Here is an 18,661-nt window from a genome sequence, read left to right as displayed (position 1 = left end):
GGCCGCAGAATGTCCGCTGCGGCCGGGGTGCACTCACCGGACCTCGACGACGCCCTCGTCCACCGCCCACTTGATGGTCTTCTCCAGATGCGGGCAGGAGTCGGGACGGCCGGGCGCATTGCCCTTGGCCGCCAGTTCGGCGTAGACGGGGCAGTGGGCGGCGGGATTGTCCGTCCACTGCACCGAGGTCTGATGCGAACTCGCCTTGCGCACCAGCACACGACTGTGGCAGGTGTGACAGGTCAGCGGCGTGAGCCCGTCCTCCAGGTAGCGCTTCCTGTCGGCGACGGTCTGGGACTGCACTTCGGCTCGCCGCGCGGGCTGATCGGCGAAATCGGGTGCCTTGGCCCAGGTCGACGACATCAGACACTCGCCTCCGCCTGGGCCGCCTCGGCCGCGTCGGATTCGGCCTTGCGCCGCAGATTCTCCGCGACCTCGGCCTCCCACGCCTCGTTGGCCTTGGTGGTGTCGACCTCGAATTCGAAACGCTGGGTCATCTTGTCGGTGACCTCGGCCAGGTCGACGTAGAACTGGTCGTACCAGCGGCGCAGCTGGTAGACGGGGCCGTCCTCCTCACAGAGCAGCGGATTCTCGACCTTGGACTTGTGCTTCCAGATCTCGACATCCTGGAGGAAACCGACGCTGATGCCCTCGGTCATCTTCGCCGCCAGTTTGTCGGCGGTCGGGCCGTCGACGCCCTGCGGCTTCTCCAGCGTGATGCCCCACTGGAGTACGAACGAATCCTGCGTGACCGGGTAGTGGCAGTTGATCAGGACGCTCTTGACCTCGTAACCGCTGTAGACATTGACCAGCGGGTTGATCATGTAGGAGGGTCCGAAATAGGACGCCTCCGATTTCAGCAGGGTGTCGCCGCTGTACTTGGAGGCCATGCCGATATCGGGCCTGCCCTTGGTCTCCAGGAACTGGGTGGCGATATGACCTTCGAAGACGTTCTTGAAATAGGTCGGGAAGGCGAAGTGGATGTAGAAGAAGTGCGCCATGTCGACCACGTTGTCGATGATCTCGCGGCAGTTGGCGCCCTCGATCAGCATCGAATTCCAGGTCCAGTCCGTCCAGCCGCTGTCGAGTTGCTCGACCGGGCCGCCCTTCTCGTCGGTGTAGGGGCCGACGATATGGGGGATGGTGACCTCCGGCGGCGGCTGACTGCCCTCGTGGTCGTGCCAGACGAACAGCTGACCGTTGCGTTCCAGCGTGGTCCATTTGCGAGTCCGAGCCAGCGGCGGCACCCGGCGCGCGTACGGAATCGCCGAGCATTTGCCGTTGGTGCCCGACCAGCGCCAGTCGTGGAACGGGCAGGCGATATCGTCGCCCTTCACCTCGCCCATCGACAGGTCGCCGCCCATATGCCTGCAGTAGGCGTCCAGCACCCGCAGTTCACCCTCGCTGTCGGCCCAGACCACGAGTTTGGTGCCGAAGACGCTCACCGCGTGCGGCTTGCCGTCCCGGAAGTTCTTGGCAAGGCCGATGCAGTGCCATCCCCGCGCATACCGGGTCGGCACCGAGCCGACATCCAGTTCGCGGACTTTCGCACCGCTCCCCTGTGGGGTAACCGCCATCGCGAATCCTCCTCCTTCTGTACTAGAACACGTTACAAAAATGTCGCGTTCGACGCCAGCGATTCCGCTCACATCCAGCACATGTCCTTGTTTTACCCGCGTGGAACACCGGTTCTCGACATAAATAAGAACCTGTTCTAGTCTCAGAGGCAAATGAGTACCGGTTACCAATCCGACCAGGCAGGAGCAGGTCCCGAGATGACGCAAGAAGTGACCGAACGGGTCGAAGCGCTGTTGCCGACACTGCGCGAGAAGGCGCAGGAGGCCGAGGACCTGCGGCGGCTGCCCGACGAGACCGTCAAGGCGCTCCAGGAGACCGGATTCTTCCGGTTGTTGCAGCCCAAGCAGTGGGGCGGCTACGCGGCCGATCCCGTCGTCTTCTACGACACCGTCCGCAAGATCGCGAGCGCGTGCGGTTCCACCGGATGGGTCGCGGGCATCATCGGCGTGCACAACTGGCATCTGGCGCTGTTCTCGCAGCAGGCGCAGCAGGATGTCTGGGGTGAGGACACCGAGGTCCGCATCTCCTCCTCCTACGCCCCGATGGGCGCGGGCGTGGTCACCGACGACGGTTACACCGTCAACGGCTCGTGGGCCTGGTCCTCGGGATCCGACCACGCGGACTGGGTGGTCGTCGGCGGCCCGGTCATCAAGGACGGCAAACCCGTCGACTTCGGCAGCTTCCTCATCCCCCGCTCCGAATACCGCATCGACGACGTCTGGAACGTGGTCGGCCTGCGCGGCACCGGCTCCAACACCATCGTGGTCGAGAACGTCTTCGTGCCGCGGCACCGCTTCCTCAGCTTCCGCGCGATGAGCGAACTGAAATCGCCCGGCCTGGAACAGAACACCGACCCGGTGTACAAGATGCCCTGGGGCACCATCCATCCCACCACCATCTCCACGCCCATCGTCGGCATGGCCTACGGCGCGTACGCCGCGCACGTGGAACACCAGGGCAAGCGCATCCGCGCCGCCTACGCCGGGGAGAAGGCCAAGGACGATCCGTTCGCCAAGGTCCGCATCGCGGAGGCCGCCAGCGATATCGACGCCGCGTGGCGTCAACTCTCGGGCAATATCGCCGACGAGTACGCGCATATCGTCGCCGGTGAGGAAGTGCCGTTCGAGTTGCGGCTGCGCGCCAGGCGCGACCAGGTCCGCGCCACCGGGCGCGCCATCGCCTCGATCGACAAGCTGTTCGAGAGCTCCGGCGCCACCGCGTTGGCCAACGGCACACCGCTACAGCGGTTCTGGCGAGACGCCCACGCCGGGCGGGTGCACGCCGCCAACGATCCCGAACGTGCCTACACGGTCTTCGGCTCCGGCGAATTCGGCCTGCCGATCACCGACACCATGGTCTAGGAGGACCTTGTCGTGACCTCGACGGTGGAACTCACCTACGAATCCACTTCCCGGTACGCCCAGGTGCGTCCCGATCTCCGACTGCACTACCACGAGGCCGGGGTCGGCAACGGGCCGACGATCGTGCTGCTGCACGGCGGCGGCCCCGGCGCGTCCTCCTGGTCGAATTTCTCCCGCAACATTCCGGTGCTGGCGCGGAATTTCCACGTGCTCGCGGTGGACCAGCCGGGATTCGGGCGCTCGGACAAGCCGACCGAGCACCCGCAGTACTTCGTGCACAGCGCCTCGGCGTTGAAGGATCTGCTCGATCACCTCCGGATCACCGAACGCGTTCACCTGCTCGGCAATTCGCTCGGCGGCGGGGCCGCGGTGCGTTTCGCCCTCGACTACCCCGAACTCGCGGGCAAACTCGTGCTGATGGGTCCGGGTGGGCTCAGCGTGAACGTCTTCGCGCCCGACCCGACCGAGGGCGTGAAGAATCTGGCGAAGTTCAACTACGAACCGACCAGGGCGAATCTGGAAGCGTTCCTGCGCATCATGGTCTTCGACCAGTCGCTGATCACCGAGGAACTGATCGATGAACGCTTCGAATCGGCGCGGCAGCCCGAATCGTTGGCGGCGACGAGGGCGATGGGTAAATCGTTCTCCGGCGCGGATTTCGAACAGGGCATGCTCTGGCGCGAGGCCTACAAACTGCGCCAGCCGGTGCTGTTGATCTGGGGCCGGGAGGACCGGGTCAACCCGCTCGACGGCGCGATCGTGGCCACCAAACTGCTGCCGAGGGTGCAGCTGCACGTCTTCGGTGGCTGCGGACACTGGGCGCAGCTGGAGAAATTCGACGAATTCAACCGGCTGGCCTCGGATTTCATCGCCGGTTCGCGCGGCAAGGAGCGATGATGGACCACGATCGCGCGGCGCTCGCGGACACCGGCCGAGCGTCCGGCAACACTCAGGAGAAGTGATGGGTATTCGATCACTGGGGTATCTGCGCATCGAGACCGCGAATATGGCGGCGTGGCGCGAATACGGGCTCAAAGTGCTCGGCATGGTCGCGGGCAACGGCTCCGATCCCGAGTCGCTGTATCTGCGGATGGACGAATTCCCGGCCCGGCTGGTCATCGTGCCGGGCGAGCGGGATCGGCTTCTGGTGTCCGGCTGGGAGACCGCGAACGCCGGTGAACTCCAGGATGTCCGGGATCGGCTCGACGCGGCGGGGGTGCCCTTCAAGGAGGGCACCGCGGCGGAGAAACTCGACCGGCGCGTCGACGGGCTGATCCGGTTCGAGGATCCCTCCGGCAATACGCTGGAGGCCTTCCACGGGGTCGCGCTCGAATCCCGACGCCTGGTCACCCCGTACGGGCACCGGTTCGTCACCGAGGAACAGGGTCTGGGCCACGTCGTCCTGAGCACCACCGACGACGCGGCCGCACTGGTCTTCTACCGCGACGTCCTCGGCTTCCGGTTGCGCGATTCGATGCGGATGCCGCCGCAGATGGTCGGGCGTCCGGCCGACGGCGAACCGGCCTGGCTGCGGTTCTTCGGCTGCAACCCGCGCCATCATTCGCTGGCCTTCCTGCCGCTGCCGACCCCGAGCGGGATCGTGCACCTCATGCTGGAGGTGGAGAACGCCGACGACGTGGGTCTGGCGCTGGATCGCGCGCTGCGCAAGAAGGTTCCGATGTCGGCGACGCTCGGACGGCACGTCAACGACAAGATGCTGTCGTTCTACATGAAGACGCCCGGCGGTTTCGACGTCGAATTCGGTTGCGAGGGACTCGAAGTCGAGGACGAGTCGTGGATCGCCAGGGAATCCACCGCCGTGAGCCTGTGGGGTCACGACTTCACGGTCGGCATGAAACCGCAATGACGGACGGGGTCGGCGAAACCGTGGCGGGCCCGGCGGCCGGCCCGGTGATCGACGCGCGCCAGTTCCGGAACGTGCTCGGCCAGTTCTGCACCGGCATCACCGTGATCACCACCTTCGACGGCGACGGAGCCCCCGTCGGTTTCGCGTGCCAGTCCTTCGCGGCGCTGTCGCTGGAACCGCCGCTCGTCCTGTTCTGCCCGACCAAGAACTCGCGGTCCTGGGCGGCGATCGAACAGTCGGGGCGGTTCTGCGTCAACGTCCTCGCCGAGGAACAGCAGCCGACCTGCGCCCGGTTCGGCTCCCGCGAACCCGATAAATTCGCCGGAATCCCTTGGCGCACCTCAGATTCGGAACTACCGCTGCTCGACGACGCGCTGGCAACCATCCAGTGCACCGTCGACAGCGTGATCGACGGCGGTGACCACTACATCGTCATCGGCCGCGTGCAGGCCCTGTCGGAATCCACCGATTCCGGCAGACCGCTGCTGTTCTACCGCGGCCAGTACACCGCCATCGAACCGGACAAGACCACCCCGGCCCCCTGGCGAGCCGACCTGGACCACTTCCTCACCACCACCACCCTCGACACCTGGCTCTGATCACAGCGAACAGCCGCGCGTTGCCCGCGCGGCTGTTCGATGTTCGGGGTCAGGCGGAGGCGGCGCGGAGGGCGAACCAGCCGGTGGTCGGGTCGGCGTAGCCGTGGTAGAGGAGGGGGATGCCCTGGTCGACGTCGAAGTGGCGGTAGATGGCGAGCATCGCCTGGCGGACGGCGTAGTCCTGGAAGTCGTCGACGCGGCGGGGGCCGATGGGGTGTTCGGGGAGCAGGGACAGGCGGGCCATGTCGTCGGAGTCCGCGGTGTCGAGGCCGACGGGGATCGGGTCGTCGATGAGGTGGTCGTGCAGGATGGCGCGGGTGCGGTCGTAGTCGGGCAGGCGGGCGGACAGGGTGGGAAGGGCACGGAATTCGGCGCGGACCGAACTGTGCGGATCGACCTGGGTCTGGATCAGGGTCATCAGGTCCGGGCGCGGCATCGTCAGGCCCGCGCGCAGCGGTGTCTGTTCCAGCAGGTGCAGGATGCAGCCGCCGTGGACGAGTGGTTCGGGGACCAGGAATGCCGCCAGCACCGGATCGGCGTATTCGCGGCAGGTGAGACAGGCTTTCACCTGGGTCGGATCGGTCATGCTGATCTCCCTCCGAGAGGGGGCGTCGATCGCTCGCTCCGACTCGCGGGCGACCACCGAGAGCAATGCGTTGAGCGCCGAACGCGCGTATATCCCGCACCGCCCGACCAGATCTGCCCTGTCAGTATAGGGGCGCGGACAACCCCCGCGGCAGGTCCGCGAAACAACGATCAGGCGCGCGGACGCAGGGTGACCTCGGCGCAGGTCGCCGCGTCGGGGGATTCCTCGGCCAGGAATACCGTCTGCGCCATCATCCGGAATCCGGACATCTGCTCACGGAAGACCTCGATGGATTCCTCCGGATGCACCGAATCGATCACCGCGTGCGGACCGAACGCGTTGAACTGATGACTCACCCCGCGCGGAATCTGCATATCCATGAACGAACAGGGCGGCACGATCACGTTGTATCGCGGTCGGTGCACGCCGGGCGGGGTGTCGGGCAGATCGTCGGTGAACCGTTCGGGGCGGAACGGGGTCACGCCTTCGACGTGATTCACCTCGAACGGCGACAGACTGCTGACCCGGATCCGGGTGTCGGGTCCGGTCATCATGCGCACGAAACGCAGGCCGGTGTGCAGGTGCATGCGCGAACAGATACCGCGTTCGCCGACATCGTAGAAATCCATCAGGTATCGGTCGGCGAAGAATCCGTCGAAGGGTTTCTCGATCATGTAGACATCGCCCTCCTCGAAGGTCTGCGAGCGGACGATCCCGTCGGCGTCGGGTGTGGTCGCGGCGCGCAGGGTTTTCGCCTTCCTGACGATCTCGGCGAAGGTCTGCACGACCACGAGGGCGACCTCGGCGGGGAAGGTCGCGACGGGTGTCACGGTGTTGCGGCCCGCGTCTTCGAAGTCGGCCACCTCGTGGATCTCGTTCTCGTCGTCCGCGGTGTTCTTGATCCGGGGATCGGACATGGGGTGGTGGCTCCTCTCACGGACCGACGTCGAATGCTCGCAACCACAGTTCCAGCGAGAGCACCAGCCACAGCTTGCCGCCCTGACGTGGCAGCAGCGCACCGTCCCCCCGCAACCAGGCTCGGATGGTGTCCTCGCGGAACAGTCCGCGAGCCCGCGCGGAGCGGCCGAGCAGCAGATCGTGGCCGAGATCGCGCAGCGGACCGGCCAGCCACTGCTGCACCGGCACCCGCATTCCGCTCTTGGGTCGGTCGACGATGGTCGCGGGCAGTAGATCCCGGACCGCCTCCTTGAGAATCCATTTCTCGGTGGCGCCCGCGAGTTTGAAACGCGGCGGAACCCGGAAGGCGTGGTCGATGACGGCGCGGTCGAACAGCGGCGCGCGTCCCTCCAATCCGCTGGCGGCGGTGAGCCGTTCGACCTTGGTGAGGATGTGGTGCGCGCCTTTGGTGCGCAGATTCGTGTGCAACAGCTGGTTGAGCAGACTCGTCATCGCGCCCGCGGTGAGGGTGGGCGCGAGCAGGTCGGTCAGGGGCGGTGCGTCGGTGAGCGCGGCGAGCACATCGGGGCTGAGCAGGACCGGGAGGTCGCCGTGGCATTTGCGGTAACTGTCGAGGTAGGCGCGGGCCCTCGCGGTCGGATCCGGATCGTCGCGGGTGAGTTCGAAGATCAACATGGGCAGGTTCTTCGGACCGCCGAAGACCGGATCTCCGCCCTCGCCGTTGAGCACGACCCGCGCGCCGTCGGCGGCCGCGGCTTCGGCGAGCAGCAGATTGGGGACCGTCAGCGGATCGCCGACCGGGCAGTCGAGCAGTGCCACCGTCTCGGCCAGCCGGGCCGCGACGGTCTCCCCCGGCACGGTCAGCACGCGATGCTCGGTATGGCAGTGCGCGGCGACGAGCCCGGAGTAGGCCAGTTCGTTGGGGGTGGTCCCGGTGAAGGCGATCGAATACGAACGCACCGTCTGATCGTGGTTCTTGGCGGCGAGGGCGGTGACCAGACTGCTGTCGATACCGCCCGAGAGCAGCACGCCGACCGGTTCGCCCACCGGCAGGCGTCGCACGGTGGCGTCTTCCAGGAGGGCGCGCAGGTCGAGCGCGTGCGCGGCGGCGGAGCGGTCGTCGGTCGTTTCGGCGGGCTCCCAATAGGTTTCCTCGACGGAGGTTCCGTCGGGACGCAGGCGGAGGCAGCGACCGGGCAGGGCCTCGTGAACGTCGCGGAAGAGGGTTTCGCGGCCGGGGAGGTAGGCGAAGGTGAGGAACGAGCGCACGGCGGGCAGGTGCAGGCCGGTGCGCAGCGCGGGCCAATCGGCCACGGCGCGAATCGAACCCGACGCGGCCCACGAACGGCCCGCTCGAGCGTAGAAGAGGGTGCGGGTGCCGACGTGGTCGCGGAACAGCACGAGATCCGGGCCGTCGGCGACGGCGAGGACGAACATGCCGTCGGCACGGGCGATTCCGGCGTTGCCGAAACGCGCGTACATCCGCAGCAGCAGTTCGCCGTCCGGGGCATCCGGCGGTGGCGCGTCGGCGCCGAGCGCGGCGCGCAGTTTCGCGGCGTTGAACAGGGTGACCGCGCCGACGGCGGTGAGCTCACCCGAGGTGAAATATCCGGCGGGAGCGCCGGATCCGGGGAGCAGGCCAAGGGCGTGGCGGGTGGTCACGGCGACCGGATCGCCACCGACAGCCCGGACGGCCCCCGACGGATCGTCCGAGGTCAGGAACGCGCACCAGCGAGACATGGCTCTCCCCTAACCGAAATCGCCGCCGTCGTCATCGGAGTCGTCACTCCAGGAGCCGTAGTCGTCGGAACCGCTGTCGGAACCGGAGGGCTGCGTCGCCGCCTGTCTGCGCAATTCGTCCTCCTCGGCCGCCGACATGAAATCCGGGGGCATGATCAGACCGCCGAGCAACGCGCCGCCCGCCACCGCGGCGAGGATCGCGCCGAGCCTTCCGCCGAAAGAGGAACGGTTGACGGTGAGCAGTCCGTCGCTCCACAGGGTTCGCCCGTACCCGGATTCCCTCCCGTACAGCACTGTCCCGTTGCTGAAGACGCGCTTCACCATGCTGCGGCCCAGCGGTTCATCGATTCCGGAATTGCCGCGGTCGTCTCGCCAGGACACCGTGGTGCCGGGCCCGCGCGAACGCCACTCCTGCCGACCGTCGGAATAGCGCCGGTGCACGGTGCCGTCGGTGAGCAGTTCATCGGAATAGGTGACTTGCCGTCGCACCGACATGAGCAGCCCCTTTCATGCGGTGGGTTTCATGCGGTGGGTTTCATGCGGTGGGCCAGGTCAGGAAACCGGTCGTGCGGACACGACCCCACTGCGTCGAGGCGCCGCGCGGGCGGACCTCGCGCACGAGGCGGTGCACGGTGCGCAGGAGCGAGGCCGGGCGGACCGCGTCGACCTCGACATATCTGTTCCGGCGCAGCCACGCGCTTTCCCAGGGGTCGACCGTGGATTCGAGATCGATCGGGGCGGTCGCCGGTGCGGGCTGGGCGTCCGCGGGGTCGGGACGCGGGGAGGTCGGATCGTCCGACGGTGGGCGCGGGTCCGTCGTCCGGTCGACCTCGTCTTCCGACCGGGCGGACCGGGAGGTGGAAACCGGCAGGTGGGTCGAGTGCAGGGAACCCGCCTGACGGGGGCGAAGTCCCAGCGGCACCACGCGCACTCCGTCGGGGATCGGGGTCAGGGCGCGCACGCGATCGGGGAAAGTCAGGCCGTGGGCGCTCGCGTCGTGGAGTAGATACACGGCTGACCCTTCGACCAACTCGAGCATTCCCGCGACGCGCGGATCGAGCGGGAGTTCGGCGGCGCTCAGCACCGGGCAGGCTGATTCCATCGGAACACCGTTGGCGCGCAACATCTGCGCGATGTCGTCGGATTCGCAGATCAGCAGGCGAGGCAGGCCGTAGTCGAACAGATCCGGTTCCGGGGTGTGCCGACCTGCGGGGCGGGGGCGAGCCGGTCGCGGTGTCAGCAGACCGGGGATCGGGCCGTGCTCGCGCAGCGCGGTGCGGAAGTCGTCGTAGCTCACGGGGGCGGCGACGGTGAAGGCGGGACGCCGGAGTCCGCGCGGCACCGGGAGCAGCACGCGGCAGACCTCGTAGTAGAGCTGACGTTCGGTGAATCGGATATCGCTCGGCGCACCGGCGCGGAGGGCGGCGACGCGCAGCGCCCGGCCGAGCACCTGCGCTTTCACCCGGTCGGCCACGTGAGGAAACCTACCGCGCGGGCGCGCTGACGATCCGGGTCGGAGGCTTCCTCGACCCGGCGCATCGCGCTGTCCAGTGCCGCGAGCAGTTTGGCCGGCGGCACCGCGGCCAGCGGTGACCACCAGCCGTCGGCGAGCCAGGCGGTCTCCGCCTCCGACAGCGGTTCGCCGCGCAGTCGTGACACGTCGGTCTCCGACGGCTGCCCGTCACGCAGGCACAGCGCCTTCGGTTTGCCGATCAGCGCCCGAGGAGCCAGACCGACCGGCACCGCCCGCGAGCCCAGCGCGGCGCGGGCCTCGCTCGCGAAGGCGATACCGGGCACGCTCGCGTCGTGCAGCACCAGAACCGGGACGCTCGGCGGCAGCCGATCGATCCGATTCGACAACACCATCCCCCAGGTCTGGGACACATTGTTGGCCGAAAGGCAGGTGAGCACATGGCGATCCGGGCACAGCACCGCGATCCGGGGGCTCGCCGGGGCCGGCGGCATATCGGCGCGCTCGTTCACCGAGCCGGGCGGCGGGTAGCCGTAGACCTGCAACCACCGGCCGACCACCTCCTTGTGGAACCGGTCGTAGGGCACCGGCATCCGCACCGGGGCCCGACGCAGGTAGCGGGGGCGGAGCGCGGTCAGCAGCAGATTCACCAGTATCAGCGCGCCGATACCGACACCGATGACGACCAGCACGGGGAACAGGCCGGTCAGCGCGAGGACGAAGGTGGCGATACCGATCGGCACCGACAGCAGGAATCGCCGCCCGATGTATTTCGCGCGCAGATCCGGCAATTTCCTGCGCGAGGCCGCGTACCAGAGTTGCGGTGTCGTGTACCGCAGATTCCGCCCGTCCCCGAGCCGCTCGGCCAGCTTGCGCACCCGGATGTCGTGCAGGCCGAGCACACTTTCCTTCGGTTCCAGCGCGAACACCCGGCGGCATTTCGAACACCGCCGGTCACCGCGCTCCCGGCGCAGCAGGTTCTGGCTACAGTGCGGACAGATCATCTGTCATCCATCCGCACACGCCACGGCCCCGCCGCCGACGAAACTGGATCCTCACAGGTACGGCATACCCGATCAACCGCAATAGCGCGACCGCAGTGCGCGAACCGCCGATGACACCCCGGACAATTCCCGGCAACTCCGGCCGATCAGGCGTTGGCGGCCTGTTCGCGGCGCAGTTCCAGGGCGATGTCGATGAGTTGGTCCTCCTGGCCGCCGACGAGTTTGCGTTTGCCCGCGCGGACGAGCATTTCGGCGGCGGAGACGCCGTAGCGTTCGGCTTGACGTTCGGCGTGCTTGAGGAAGCTGGAGTAGACGCCCGCGTAACCCATCATCAGGGCTTGGCGGTCGAGCAGACATTCCTGGGGCATGACGGGGCGGACCACGTCCTCGGCGGCGTCGGCGATGGCGAAGAAATCGATACCGGTCTTGACGCCGATCTTGTCGCAGACTCCGACGAAGGCTTCGACAGGGGTGTTGCCCGCGCCCGCGCCGAAACGGCGTGCGCTGCCGTCGATCTGCTTGGCTCCCGCGCGCACCGCGTACACCGAATTCGCCACGGCCAGGTCGAGGTTCTCGTGGCCGTGGAAACCGACCTGGGCGTCGTCACCGAGTTCGGCGACCAACGCCGAGACGCGGTCGGAGACTTCGTCGAGTACCAGCGCGCCCGCCGAATCCACCACGTAGACGCACTGGCAGCCCGCGTCGGCCATGATGCGGGCCTGTTTCGCCAGCGCCTCGGGCGGCTGGGTGTGCGACATCATCAGGAAGCCGACGGTTTCCAGACCGAGTTCGCGAGCCAGGCCGAAATGCTGGATGGAGACGTCGGCTTCGGTGCAGTGCGTGGCGATGCGGCAGATGGAGGCGCCGTTGTCCTGGGAGATCTTGATGTCCTCCTTGACGCCGACGCCGGGCAGCATGAGGACGGCGATCTTGGCCTGTTTCGCGGTCTCGGCCGCGATCTTGACCAGTTCCTGTTCGGGGGTCTTGGAGAACCCGTAGTTGAACGAGGAGCCGCCGAGTCCGTCACCGTGGGTGACCTCGATGACGGGCACGCCCGCGCTGTCGAGCGCGGCGACGATATTGCGCACGTCCTCACCGGTGAACTGGTGGCGCTTGTGATGGGATCCGTCACGCAACGAGGTATCGGTGACGCGGATGTCGAATTCGGTCCAGAGGGTCATGGTGGAAGCTCCTATACCCGAGCCGAGACGATATGCTGTGCCATGACCTCGCCCACCTGGGTGGCCGCGGCGGTCATGATGTCGAGATTGCCCGCGTAGGGCGGCAGGAAATCACCCGCGCCCTCGACCTCGACGAAGACCGAGACCTTCGCCATGCCACCGGATATCACCGACGGCGGATCGAATTGCGGGTCGTTGAGCAGCCGGTAGCCGGGCACGTACTGCTGGATGTCGGCCACCATGCGGTGCACGGATTCGGAGATGGCGTCGGTGTCGGCGTCCTCGGGAATCGCGCAGAAGATGGTGTCGCGCATGATCATCGGCGGGTCGGCCGGATTCAGGATGATGATCGCCTTACCGCGTTCGGCGCCGCCGATGGTCTCGACGCCGCGCGAGGTGGTCTTGGTGAATTCGTCGATATTGGCGCGGGTGCCGGGCCCGGCCGACACCGAGGCGACCGACGCCACGATCTCGGCGTACGGCACGGCGACAACGCGGGACACGGCGGCGACGATCGGAATGGTCGCCTGCCCGCCGCAGGTGATCATGTTGACGTTCGCGGCGTCGATATTGCCGCCGAGATTCACCGGCGGCACCACGGCGGGGCCGACGGCGGCGGGGGTGAGATCGACGGCCCGGATACCGGCTTCGGCGTAGCGGGGCGCGGCGGCCCGATGCACATAGGCCGAGGTGGCCTCGAAGACCAGGTCGGGCAGTTCGGGCTGGGCGAGCAACCAGTCGACGCCTTCGTGCGAGGTCTCCAGTCCGAGACCGGCGGCCCGCTTCAAACCCTCGCTCTCCGGGTCGATCCCGATCATCCAGCGCGGCTCGATCTTCTCCGAGCGGAGCAGTTTGTAGAGCAGATCGGTACTGATATTGCCGGACCCGACGATCGCGGCGGTGACGGTCCCGTGATCGGACACGATTGGCCTCCTGGGGGGCAGCCGGCGGCGCCGGCAGGGTTGAAGGTCTAGGTGAATTGCAGTCGGACGGAGCCGAGTCCGGCGAAGTCCGCGTGGAAACTGTCGCCGGGACGGACATCGATCGCGCGCGTGCACGACCCGGGCAGCACGATGTCGCCCGCTTTCAGCCGTACGCCGAAGGAGGCGACCTTGCGGGCCAGCCACGCGACCGCGATGACCGGATCGCCGAGTACCGCGTCGCTGCGGCCTTCGGCGACGACCTCGCCGTTGCGGGTGAGCACCGCGTCGATCGCCTTGATATCGATATCCTTCGGCACGACGCGTTCGCGGCCGAGGACGAAACCGGCGGAGGAGGCGTTATCGGAGATGGTGTCGCACAGGCCGATATTCCAGTCCTTGATGCGCGAGTCGATCAGTTCGATCGCGGGCGCGTAGGCGACGGTCGCGGCGAGCACGTCCTGCTCGGTGCAGTCCGCGCCGGGCAGATCGGCGCCGAGCACGAAACCGACCTCCACCTCCACCCGGGGGAACAGGTAGCGCCCGGTGTCGACCGGCGCCTCCTCGAAGACCTCCATATCGGCGAGCAGATGACCGTAGTCGGGTTCGTCGACGCCCATCATCTGCTGCATCGCCTTCGAGGACAGGCCGACCTTGTGGCCGACCACTTCGGCGCCCGCGGCGATCTTGCGCCGGATATTGATGAGCTGGATCTCGTAGGCATCGACGACGTCGATATCGGGATGTCGATCGACCAGCTTGTCGATGGCGACGCGTTCGCGTTCGGCGACATCGAGTTCCTCGGCAAGTTGGATCCGTACCGCGTCGGACAGCACGCTAATTTCCTTCCGCTGTGATGGAGTCGAGGGCGATCGCCCGCTCGGATACCGCGACCGGATCGGCGGCGGCGTTGGCTCCCGCCCTGCGACCGGAGAAGACGCAGTCCGAGAGGGAAAGTCCGCTGACGTAGGAGTCCGAGCAGATGCCGACCGCGGTCCGTCCGGCGGCGAAGAGCCCGGGGATGGTCTCGCCGGTGGTCGACCGGACCGCGCCGGTGTACTCGTCCACGACGACGCCGCCGAGGGTGAGCATCGGACAGGGGTTGATGACGCTCGGGTGGATACCTACATCCAACAACCAGAACGGCGCGGTCCGTACGGGTTCGGTGAATTCGGCGGGTTTGCCGACGGGGTCCGGTGTGCCGTTCTCGATGGCGGCGTTGTGGGCGGCGACGGTCGCGCGCAAACCGGCCGGGTCGATACCGGCCTTCGCCGCGACGGCTTCCAGGGTGTTCCCGCGCACGGCCCGCCGCCGCGTCGCCTCGAACTGGGCGCGCTGGAACCAGGCGCCCTGTTCGCCGATCTGCGAGATCGCCTTGCGCATCAGTGGGTCGTCGGCGAGGACCCAGCCCTTGCCGTCGTGTTCGGTGATGAGGGCGTGCCCGACCGCCGCGCCGTAGCGGGTCTCGTCGATGACCCTGCGTCCCGCGGCGTCGACCAGGACCGCGCCGGTGAACGAACTCGGCGGGAGCAGGAATCGCCAGGCGGAGATATTGCCCATCCGATCGGTGGCCGCGCCGACCTCGCGCGCCATCAGGATGCCGCTGCCGTCGTCGCCGCTGCTGCCCAACGCGAGACCGTGGCGATACAGCGGGCCGTATTCGGCCATCATCGTGCGATTGGCGATGAAACCGCCCGCGCTGAGCACGACACCGCGACGCGCGAGCACCCTGATTGTCTTGCCGTAGCGGCGATCGAGCCGGTCGAGCTGTTTCTCCAGCGCTCGGCGCAGTGGCGGGTAGTAGATGCCGGGTTTGGCCGCGACCTTCGCCATCCTGGTGTAGCGATCGCGTACCCGGCCGGGCGCTTCACGCAGCGAGAGACATTCGACCCCGATCACCGCGCCGTTGTCATCGGTGATCAGCGCCGTTGCCCGCGTGAGGGTTTCGACGCGCACACCGCGACGGGCGGCGGAAGCGTGCAGCGGCCCCGTGAGTTTCTTACCCGAAGTGCCCCTGCCCTTGACCCGGTGACCGCGCTGGGCGGGTTCGGCGACCTCGCGGCCGTAGCCGGAGACCTCGCTGCCGGAGTGATACAGGTAGTAGCTGTCGTTCGGATAGGAGGTCTTGTACGGACACAGCGAGGGTTCGAAGGGCACGCCGTGTCCGGTGAGCCAGTCGATCATCGCCGGGCTCTGGTCGACGAAACGGCGCAGGGTCTCCGGCGCGACGGCCGTGCCGACCTCGCGGCGCAGATAGGCCAGCATCTGTTCGGCGGAGTCCTCGACCCCGGCCGCTTTCTGGACCCAGGTGCCGCCACCTGCGTAGATGATGCCGCCGGACAGGGCAGACGCGCCGCCCCCGGTGAACCGCTCGAGGACGAGCACCTGCGCACCGGCCGCCGTGGCTTCCAGCGCGGCCGACGCACCCGCCGCGCCGTACCCGACGACGACCACGTCCGCGGTCAGGTCCCATTCGAGGCCCATATTCACTCCGGTCTGAAACTGAAACGAGTTTCCCGTCTAGTGGAATGCCTAGCAAGTCTTCTGCCACACAACATAGACCAGAGGCGCCATCATTCTATAACGTGTTCTACATGACTGATCGGGAATATGACGTGGTGGTGGTCGGCAGCGGCGCCGCGGGCATGACCGCCGCACTCACCGCGGCGCACCACGGGCTCAGCGTGGTGATCATCGAGAAGGCCGCCCACTACGGTGGTTCGACGGCCCGTTCCGGCGGTGGCGTGTGGATCCCGGGCAACAAGGCGCTGAAAGCGTCGGGGCGACCGGACGACCGCGACGTCGCCCGCACCTACCTGCACAGCATCATCGGCGACGTGGTGCCCAAGGAGCGGATCGACACCTATATCGACCGCGGCGCGGAAGCCTTCGACTTCGTCCTCGATCACACTCCGCTGAAGATGCGCTGGGTGCCCGGTTACTCCGACTACTACCCCGAAGCGCCCGGCGGCAAGGGCGAAGGCCGCTCGTGCGAACCCAAACCCTTCGACGCCAAGATCCTCGGCGAGGAGCGGTTCAACCTGGAACCGCCCTACGCCAAGGCGCCGCTCAACGTCGCGGTGACCCAGGCCGATTTCGTGCGACTCAATCTCATCCGCCGCCACCCCAAGGGCATCATGCGGGCCATGCGGGTCGGCGCGCGCACCTACTGGGCGAAATTCACCAACAAACACCTGATGGTGATGGGGCAGGCCATCATCGCGGCCATGCGCAAAGGTCTGCTCGACGCGAATGTGCCACTGCTGCTGAACACCCCGCTGACGAAACTCGTCGTCGAGAACGGCGCGGTCACCGGGGTCGAGGCCGAACAGAACGGCGAGACCGTGCGCTTCACGGCCAGATACGGCGTGGTACTGGGCAGCGGCGGTTTCGAGCACAACGCCGAGATGCGCACCAAGTACCAGCGTCAGCCGATCGGCACCGAATGGACCACCGGCGCGGCAGCCAACACCGGCGATGGCATCATCGCGGGCATGGAAGCGGGCGGCGCGGTCGGCTTCATGGAGGACGCCTGGTGGGGCCCGACCGTCTTCAAGGGCGGCAGGCCGTGGTTCGCGCTGGCCGAACGCAATCTGCCCGGCTGCATCATGGTCAATCCGGACGGCGAGCGGTTCGGCAACGAATCCGCGCCGTACGTCGAGGCCGTGCACACCATGTACGGCGGCGAATACGGTCAGGGCGACGGGCCGGGCGCGAACATTCCCGCGTGGCTGGTCTTCGATCAGCGCTACCGCAACCGCTACATCTTCGCCGGACTCCAGCCCGGACTGCGGTTCCCGTCACGCTGGATGGAGAACGACAACATCGTCAAGGCCGACAGCCTCGAGGAGTTGGCGAGCACGATCGGAGTGCCCGCGGAGAACCTCGCCGCGACGGTCACCCGGTTCAACACCTTCGCCGAATCCGGCAAGGACGAGGATTTCGGCCGTGGTAACAGCCATTACGACCGCTACTACGGCGATCCGACCGTGAAGCCGAATCCCTGCCTCGCCGGGCTGGTGCAGGGGCCCTTCTACGCGGCCAAGATCGTGCCGGGCGACCTCGGGACCAAGGGCGGCCTGGTCGCCGACACCTCGGGCCGGGTACTGCGCGAAGACGATTCGGTCATCGACGGGCTCTACGCCTCCGGCAATTCGAGTACCCCGGTCATGGGCCACACCTATGCCGGGCCCGGCGCGACCATCGGTCCCGCGATCACCTTCGGCTACCTGGCCGTCCTCGATATCGCCGAACGCAAGAAGGCGGGTTCGGCCAAAGCCGCCGCCGAGGCCTGAGCCCCGCCATCGCGCACGCCGCGGTTCGGCTTCCGCCCCCGACACAATGGACAGGCGGACCGTTCCGCGGCGGTGTTCTGTCCACACCTATCCACAAAGGGAGAACCGATGCCCATCGACCCGAAGATCGCGCTCGGCGCCGAACTGCCCGACCTCGCGTTCGCCTGGACGCCCTCCGATATCCAGCTCTACCACCTGGGTCTCGGCGCGGGCGCGCGCTGGACCGACCCCGCCGAACTGCGCTACCTCGACGACCGCGCCCCGCAGGTGCTGCCGACCTTCGCCGCCGTCGCACCGACCTTCCACGACACCGAACCGCCGACGGTGGTCTTCCCCGGTATCGATATCGACCTGGCGAAAGTGGTGCACGGCTTCCAGGAGGTGCGGCTGAACGGGCCGATCCCGACCTCGGGCAAGGCCACCCGCAAGGCCCGCATCACCGAACTGTGGGACAAGGGATCCTCGGCCGTGGTGGTGCAGGAGCACACGATCGTCGGCTCCGACGGTGAGACGCTGTGGACCAGCCGTTCCTCCATCTTCGCCAAGGGCGAAGGCGGTTTCGGCGGCGAGCGCGGACCGAGCGCGAAATCGGAACTGCCCGACCGCGCACCGGATTTCGACGTGACCGTGCCGACCCTGCCGCAACAAGCCCTGCTCTACCGCATGTCCGGCGACCGCAATCCCCTGCATTCGGATCCCGGGTTCGCCCGCGGCGCGGGTTTCCCGAACCCGATCCTGCACGGACTGTGCAGCTACGGCATGGTCTGCAAAGCCGCCACCGACACCGTCCTCGACTCCGACGCCGCCCGCGTCACCGGATTCAGCGCCCGCTTCGCCGGGGTCCTGTATCCCGGCGAAACCATCCGCGCGCGAATCTGGCGAGCGGACAACGCGCTCACCATCGCCGCGACGGTGGTCGAGCGGGACGACGCCCCGGTCCTCGGAGACGTCACCCTCTGGTTCGAATAGGCCAACAACACGAGACGGTCCGGTAGGCGCTCGGTTCGGAAACCGGGTGTCTACCGCCTCGGTGACGCGGTTGCGGTGCGGGGTCTGCGTGCTGCCAGGCCCTGGATGATCGTGCCGTACAGCAGGATCACCAGGATCGGGGCGGCGATGGGGGCCCAGGCGAGGCGGAGGG

General features: G+C 67.5%; 18 protein-coding genes. 6 read left to right on the top strand and 12 right to left on the bottom strand.

Annotated elements, in window-relative coordinates:
- Positions 1–33: 33 nt before the first annotated feature.
- Entirely contained in the window at positions 34–363 is a 330-nt protein-coding gene (locus JZ792_RS23200) for a hypothetical protein (RefSeq protein ID WP_216913274.1), read from the bottom strand.
- A complete protein-coding gene (locus JZ792_RS23195) occupies positions 363–1,577 on the bottom strand; it encodes a 3-ketosteroid-9-alpha-monooxygenase, oxygenase component (RefSeq protein WP_216913272.1) in 1,215 nt (404 codons plus the stop codon). The genes JZ792_RS23200 and JZ792_RS23195 overlap by 1 nt, the downstream gene beginning before the upstream one ends.
- A 198-nt stretch (positions 1,578–1,775) precedes the next feature.
- On the opposite strand from JZ792_RS23195, the gene hsaA reads away from it, so the two are divergent.
- The 4 genes from hsaA (at position 1,776) to hsaB (ending at position 5,405) form a co-directional block, all read left to right on the top strand.
- Positions 1,776–2,939: a 3-hydroxy-9,10-secoandrosta-1,3,5(10)-triene-9,17-dione monooxygenase oxygenase subunit gene (hsaA, locus tag JZ792_RS23190; RefSeq protein ID WP_216913270.1), complete on the top strand. Its 1,164-nt coding sequence runs from the start codon at positions 1,776–1,778 to the stop codon at positions 2,937–2,939.
- Positions 2,940–2,951: 12 nt separating this feature from the next.
- On the top strand, positions 2,952–3,836 hold the full coding sequence (gene hsaD, locus JZ792_RS23185; protein ID WP_216913268.1) for a 4,5:9,10-diseco-3-hydroxy-5,9,17-trioxoandrosta-1(10),2-diene-4-oate hydrolase: 885 nt from the start codon (positions 2,952–2,954) through the stop codon (positions 3,834–3,836).
- A 64-nt stretch (positions 3,837–3,900) separates the two neighbouring features.
- Positions 3,901–4,806: an iron-dependent extradiol dioxygenase HsaC gene (hsaC, locus tag JZ792_RS23180; protein WP_216913266.1), complete on the top strand. Its 906-nt coding sequence runs from the start codon at positions 3,901–3,903 to the stop codon at positions 4,804–4,806.
- On the top strand, positions 4,803–5,405 hold the full coding sequence (hsaB, locus tag JZ792_RS23175) for a 3-hydroxy-9,10-secoandrosta-1,3,5(10)-triene-9,17-dione monooxygenase reductase subunit (protein ID WP_216913264.1): 603 nt from the start codon (positions 4,803–4,805) through the stop codon (positions 5,403–5,405). The genes hsaC and hsaB overlap by 4 nt, the downstream gene beginning before the upstream one ends.
- A gap of 49 nt (positions 5,406–5,454) precedes the next feature.
- Here hsaB and JZ792_RS23170 read toward each other — a convergent pair whose 3' ends face one another.
- The 10 genes from JZ792_RS23170 to JZ792_RS23125 form a co-directional block, all read right to left on the bottom strand.
- A complete protein-coding gene (locus JZ792_RS23170) occupies positions 5,455–5,991 on the bottom strand; it encodes a hypothetical protein (protein WP_216913262.1) in 537 nt (178 codons plus the stop codon).
- Between the two features lie 170 nt (positions 5,992–6,161).
- Positions 6,162–6,908 carry a hypothetical protein gene (locus tag JZ792_RS23165; protein ID WP_216913260.1) on the bottom strand — a complete coding sequence of 249 codons (747 nt, stop codon included), beginning with the start codon at positions 6,906–6,908 and terminating at the stop codon, positions 6,162–6,164.
- A gap of 16 nt (positions 6,909–6,924) precedes the next feature.
- Positions 6,925–8,649, bottom strand: a complete 1,725-nt coding sequence (locus JZ792_RS23160; RefSeq protein ID WP_216913258.1) for an asparagine synthetase B family protein — start codon at positions 8,647–8,649, stop codon at positions 6,925–6,927.
- 9 nt (positions 8,650–8,658) lie between these two features.
- Positions 8,659–9,144: a hypothetical protein gene (locus tag JZ792_RS23155; protein WP_216913256.1), complete on the bottom strand. Its 486-nt coding sequence runs from the start codon at positions 9,142–9,144 to the stop codon at positions 8,659–8,661.
- Between the two features lie 40 nt (positions 9,145–9,184).
- On the bottom strand, positions 9,185–10,123 hold the full coding sequence (locus JZ792_RS23150) for a hypothetical protein (protein WP_216913254.1): 939 nt from the start codon (positions 10,121–10,123) through the stop codon (positions 9,185–9,187).
- Positions 10,108–11,124, bottom strand: coding sequence for a hypothetical protein (locus tag JZ792_RS23145; RefSeq protein WP_216913252.1), 1,017 nt, complete (start codon positions 11,122–11,124; stop codon positions 10,108–10,110). Before JZ792_RS23145 ends, JZ792_RS23150 begins: the two co-directional genes overlap by 16 nt.
- A gap of 146 nt (positions 11,125–11,270) precedes the next feature.
- Entirely contained in the window at positions 11,271–12,305 is a 1,035-nt protein-coding gene (dmpG, locus tag JZ792_RS23140; protein WP_216913250.1) for a 4-hydroxy-2-oxovalerate aldolase, read from the bottom strand.
- 11 nt (positions 12,306–12,316) lie between these two features.
- On the bottom strand, positions 12,317–13,228 hold the full coding sequence (locus tag JZ792_RS23135; protein ID WP_216913248.1) for an acetaldehyde dehydrogenase (acetylating): 912 nt from the start codon (positions 13,226–13,228) through the stop codon (positions 12,317–12,319).
- Between the two features lie 47 nt (positions 13,229–13,275).
- Positions 13,276–14,061 carry a 2-keto-4-pentenoate hydratase gene (locus JZ792_RS23130; protein WP_216913246.1) on the bottom strand — a complete coding sequence of 262 codons (786 nt, stop codon included), beginning with the start codon at positions 14,059–14,061 and terminating at the stop codon, positions 13,276–13,278.
- A gap of 1 nt (position 14,062) precedes the next feature.
- Positions 14,063–15,709, bottom strand: coding sequence for an FAD-binding protein (locus tag JZ792_RS23125; protein ID WP_216913244.1), 1,647 nt, complete (start codon positions 15,707–15,709; stop codon positions 14,063–14,065).
- 101 nt (positions 15,710–15,810) lie between these two features.
- Between JZ792_RS23125 and kstD the strand changes: the two genes are divergently transcribed.
- Both kstD and chsH3 read left to right on the top strand, forming a co-directional pair.
- On the top strand, positions 15,811–17,520 hold the full coding sequence (gene kstD, locus JZ792_RS23120; RefSeq protein WP_216913242.1) for a 3-oxosteroid 1-dehydrogenase: 1,710 nt from the start codon (positions 15,811–15,813) through the stop codon (positions 17,518–17,520).
- Positions 17,521–17,628: 108 nt separating this feature from the next.
- Positions 17,629–18,489, top strand: coding sequence for an enoyl-CoA hydratase ChsH3 (gene chsH3 / locus JZ792_RS23115; protein ID WP_216913240.1), 861 nt, complete (start codon positions 17,629–17,631; stop codon positions 18,487–18,489).
- Positions 18,490–18,661: the final 172 nt, after the last annotated feature.

The organism is Nocardia noduli (assembly GCF_019038455.1).
GTDB lineage: Bacteria > Actinomycetota > Actinomycetes > Mycobacteriales > Mycobacteriaceae > Nocardia > Nocardia noduli.
Note: the sequence above shows the minus strand (reverse complement) of the source record. Positions and strands in the feature narration are given on the sequence as shown.

Excerpts from the sequence above, each read along its gene's own strand:
- chsH3 (WP_216913240.1), top strand. The coding sequence starts at position 17,629 with ATGCCCATCGACCCGAAGATCGCGCTCGGCGCCGAACTGCCCGACCTC.
- dmpG (WP_216913250.1), bottom strand. The coding sequence starts at position 12,305 with ATGACCCTCTGGACCGAATTCGACATCCGCGTCACCGATACCTCGTTG.
- JZ792_RS23165 (WP_216913260.1), bottom strand. The coding sequence starts at position 6,908 with ATGTCCGATCCCCGGATCAAGAACACCGCGGACGACGAGAACGAGATC.
- JZ792_RS23145 (WP_216913252.1), bottom strand. The coding sequence starts at position 11,124 with ATGATCTGTCCGCACTGTAGCCAGAACCTGCTGCGCCGGGAGCGCGGT.
- hsaB (WP_216913264.1), top strand. The coding sequence starts at position 4,803 with ATGACGGACGGGGTCGGCGAAACCGTGGCGGGCCCGGCGGCCGGCCCG.
- hsaA (WP_216913270.1), top strand. The coding sequence starts at position 1,776 with ATGACGCAAGAAGTGACCGAACGGGTCGAAGCGCTGTTGCCGACACTG.
- JZ792_RS23195 (WP_216913272.1), bottom strand. The coding sequence starts at position 1,577 with ATGGCGGTTACCCCACAGGGGAGCGGTGCGAAAGTCCGCGAACTGGAT.
- JZ792_RS23125 (WP_216913244.1), bottom strand. The coding sequence starts at position 15,709 with ATGGGCCTCGAATGGGACCTGACCGCGGACGTGGTCGTCGTCGGGTAC.
- JZ792_RS23200 (WP_216913274.1), bottom strand. The coding sequence starts at position 363 with ATGTCGTCGACCTGGGCCAAGGCACCCGATTTCGCCGATCAGCCCGCG.
- JZ792_RS23170 (WP_216913262.1), bottom strand. The coding sequence starts at position 5,991 with ATGACCGATCCGACCCAGGTGAAAGCCTGTCTCACCTGCCGCGAATAC.
- JZ792_RS23155 (WP_216913256.1), bottom strand. The coding sequence starts at position 9,144 with ATGTCGGTGCGACGGCAAGTCACCTATTCCGATGAACTGCTCACCGAC.
- hsaC (WP_216913266.1), top strand. The coding sequence starts at position 3,901 with ATGGGTATTCGATCACTGGGGTATCTGCGCATCGAGACCGCGAATATG.
- JZ792_RS23160 (WP_216913258.1), bottom strand. The coding sequence starts at position 8,649 with ATGTCTCGCTGGTGCGCGTTCCTGACCTCGGACGATCCGTCGGGGGCC.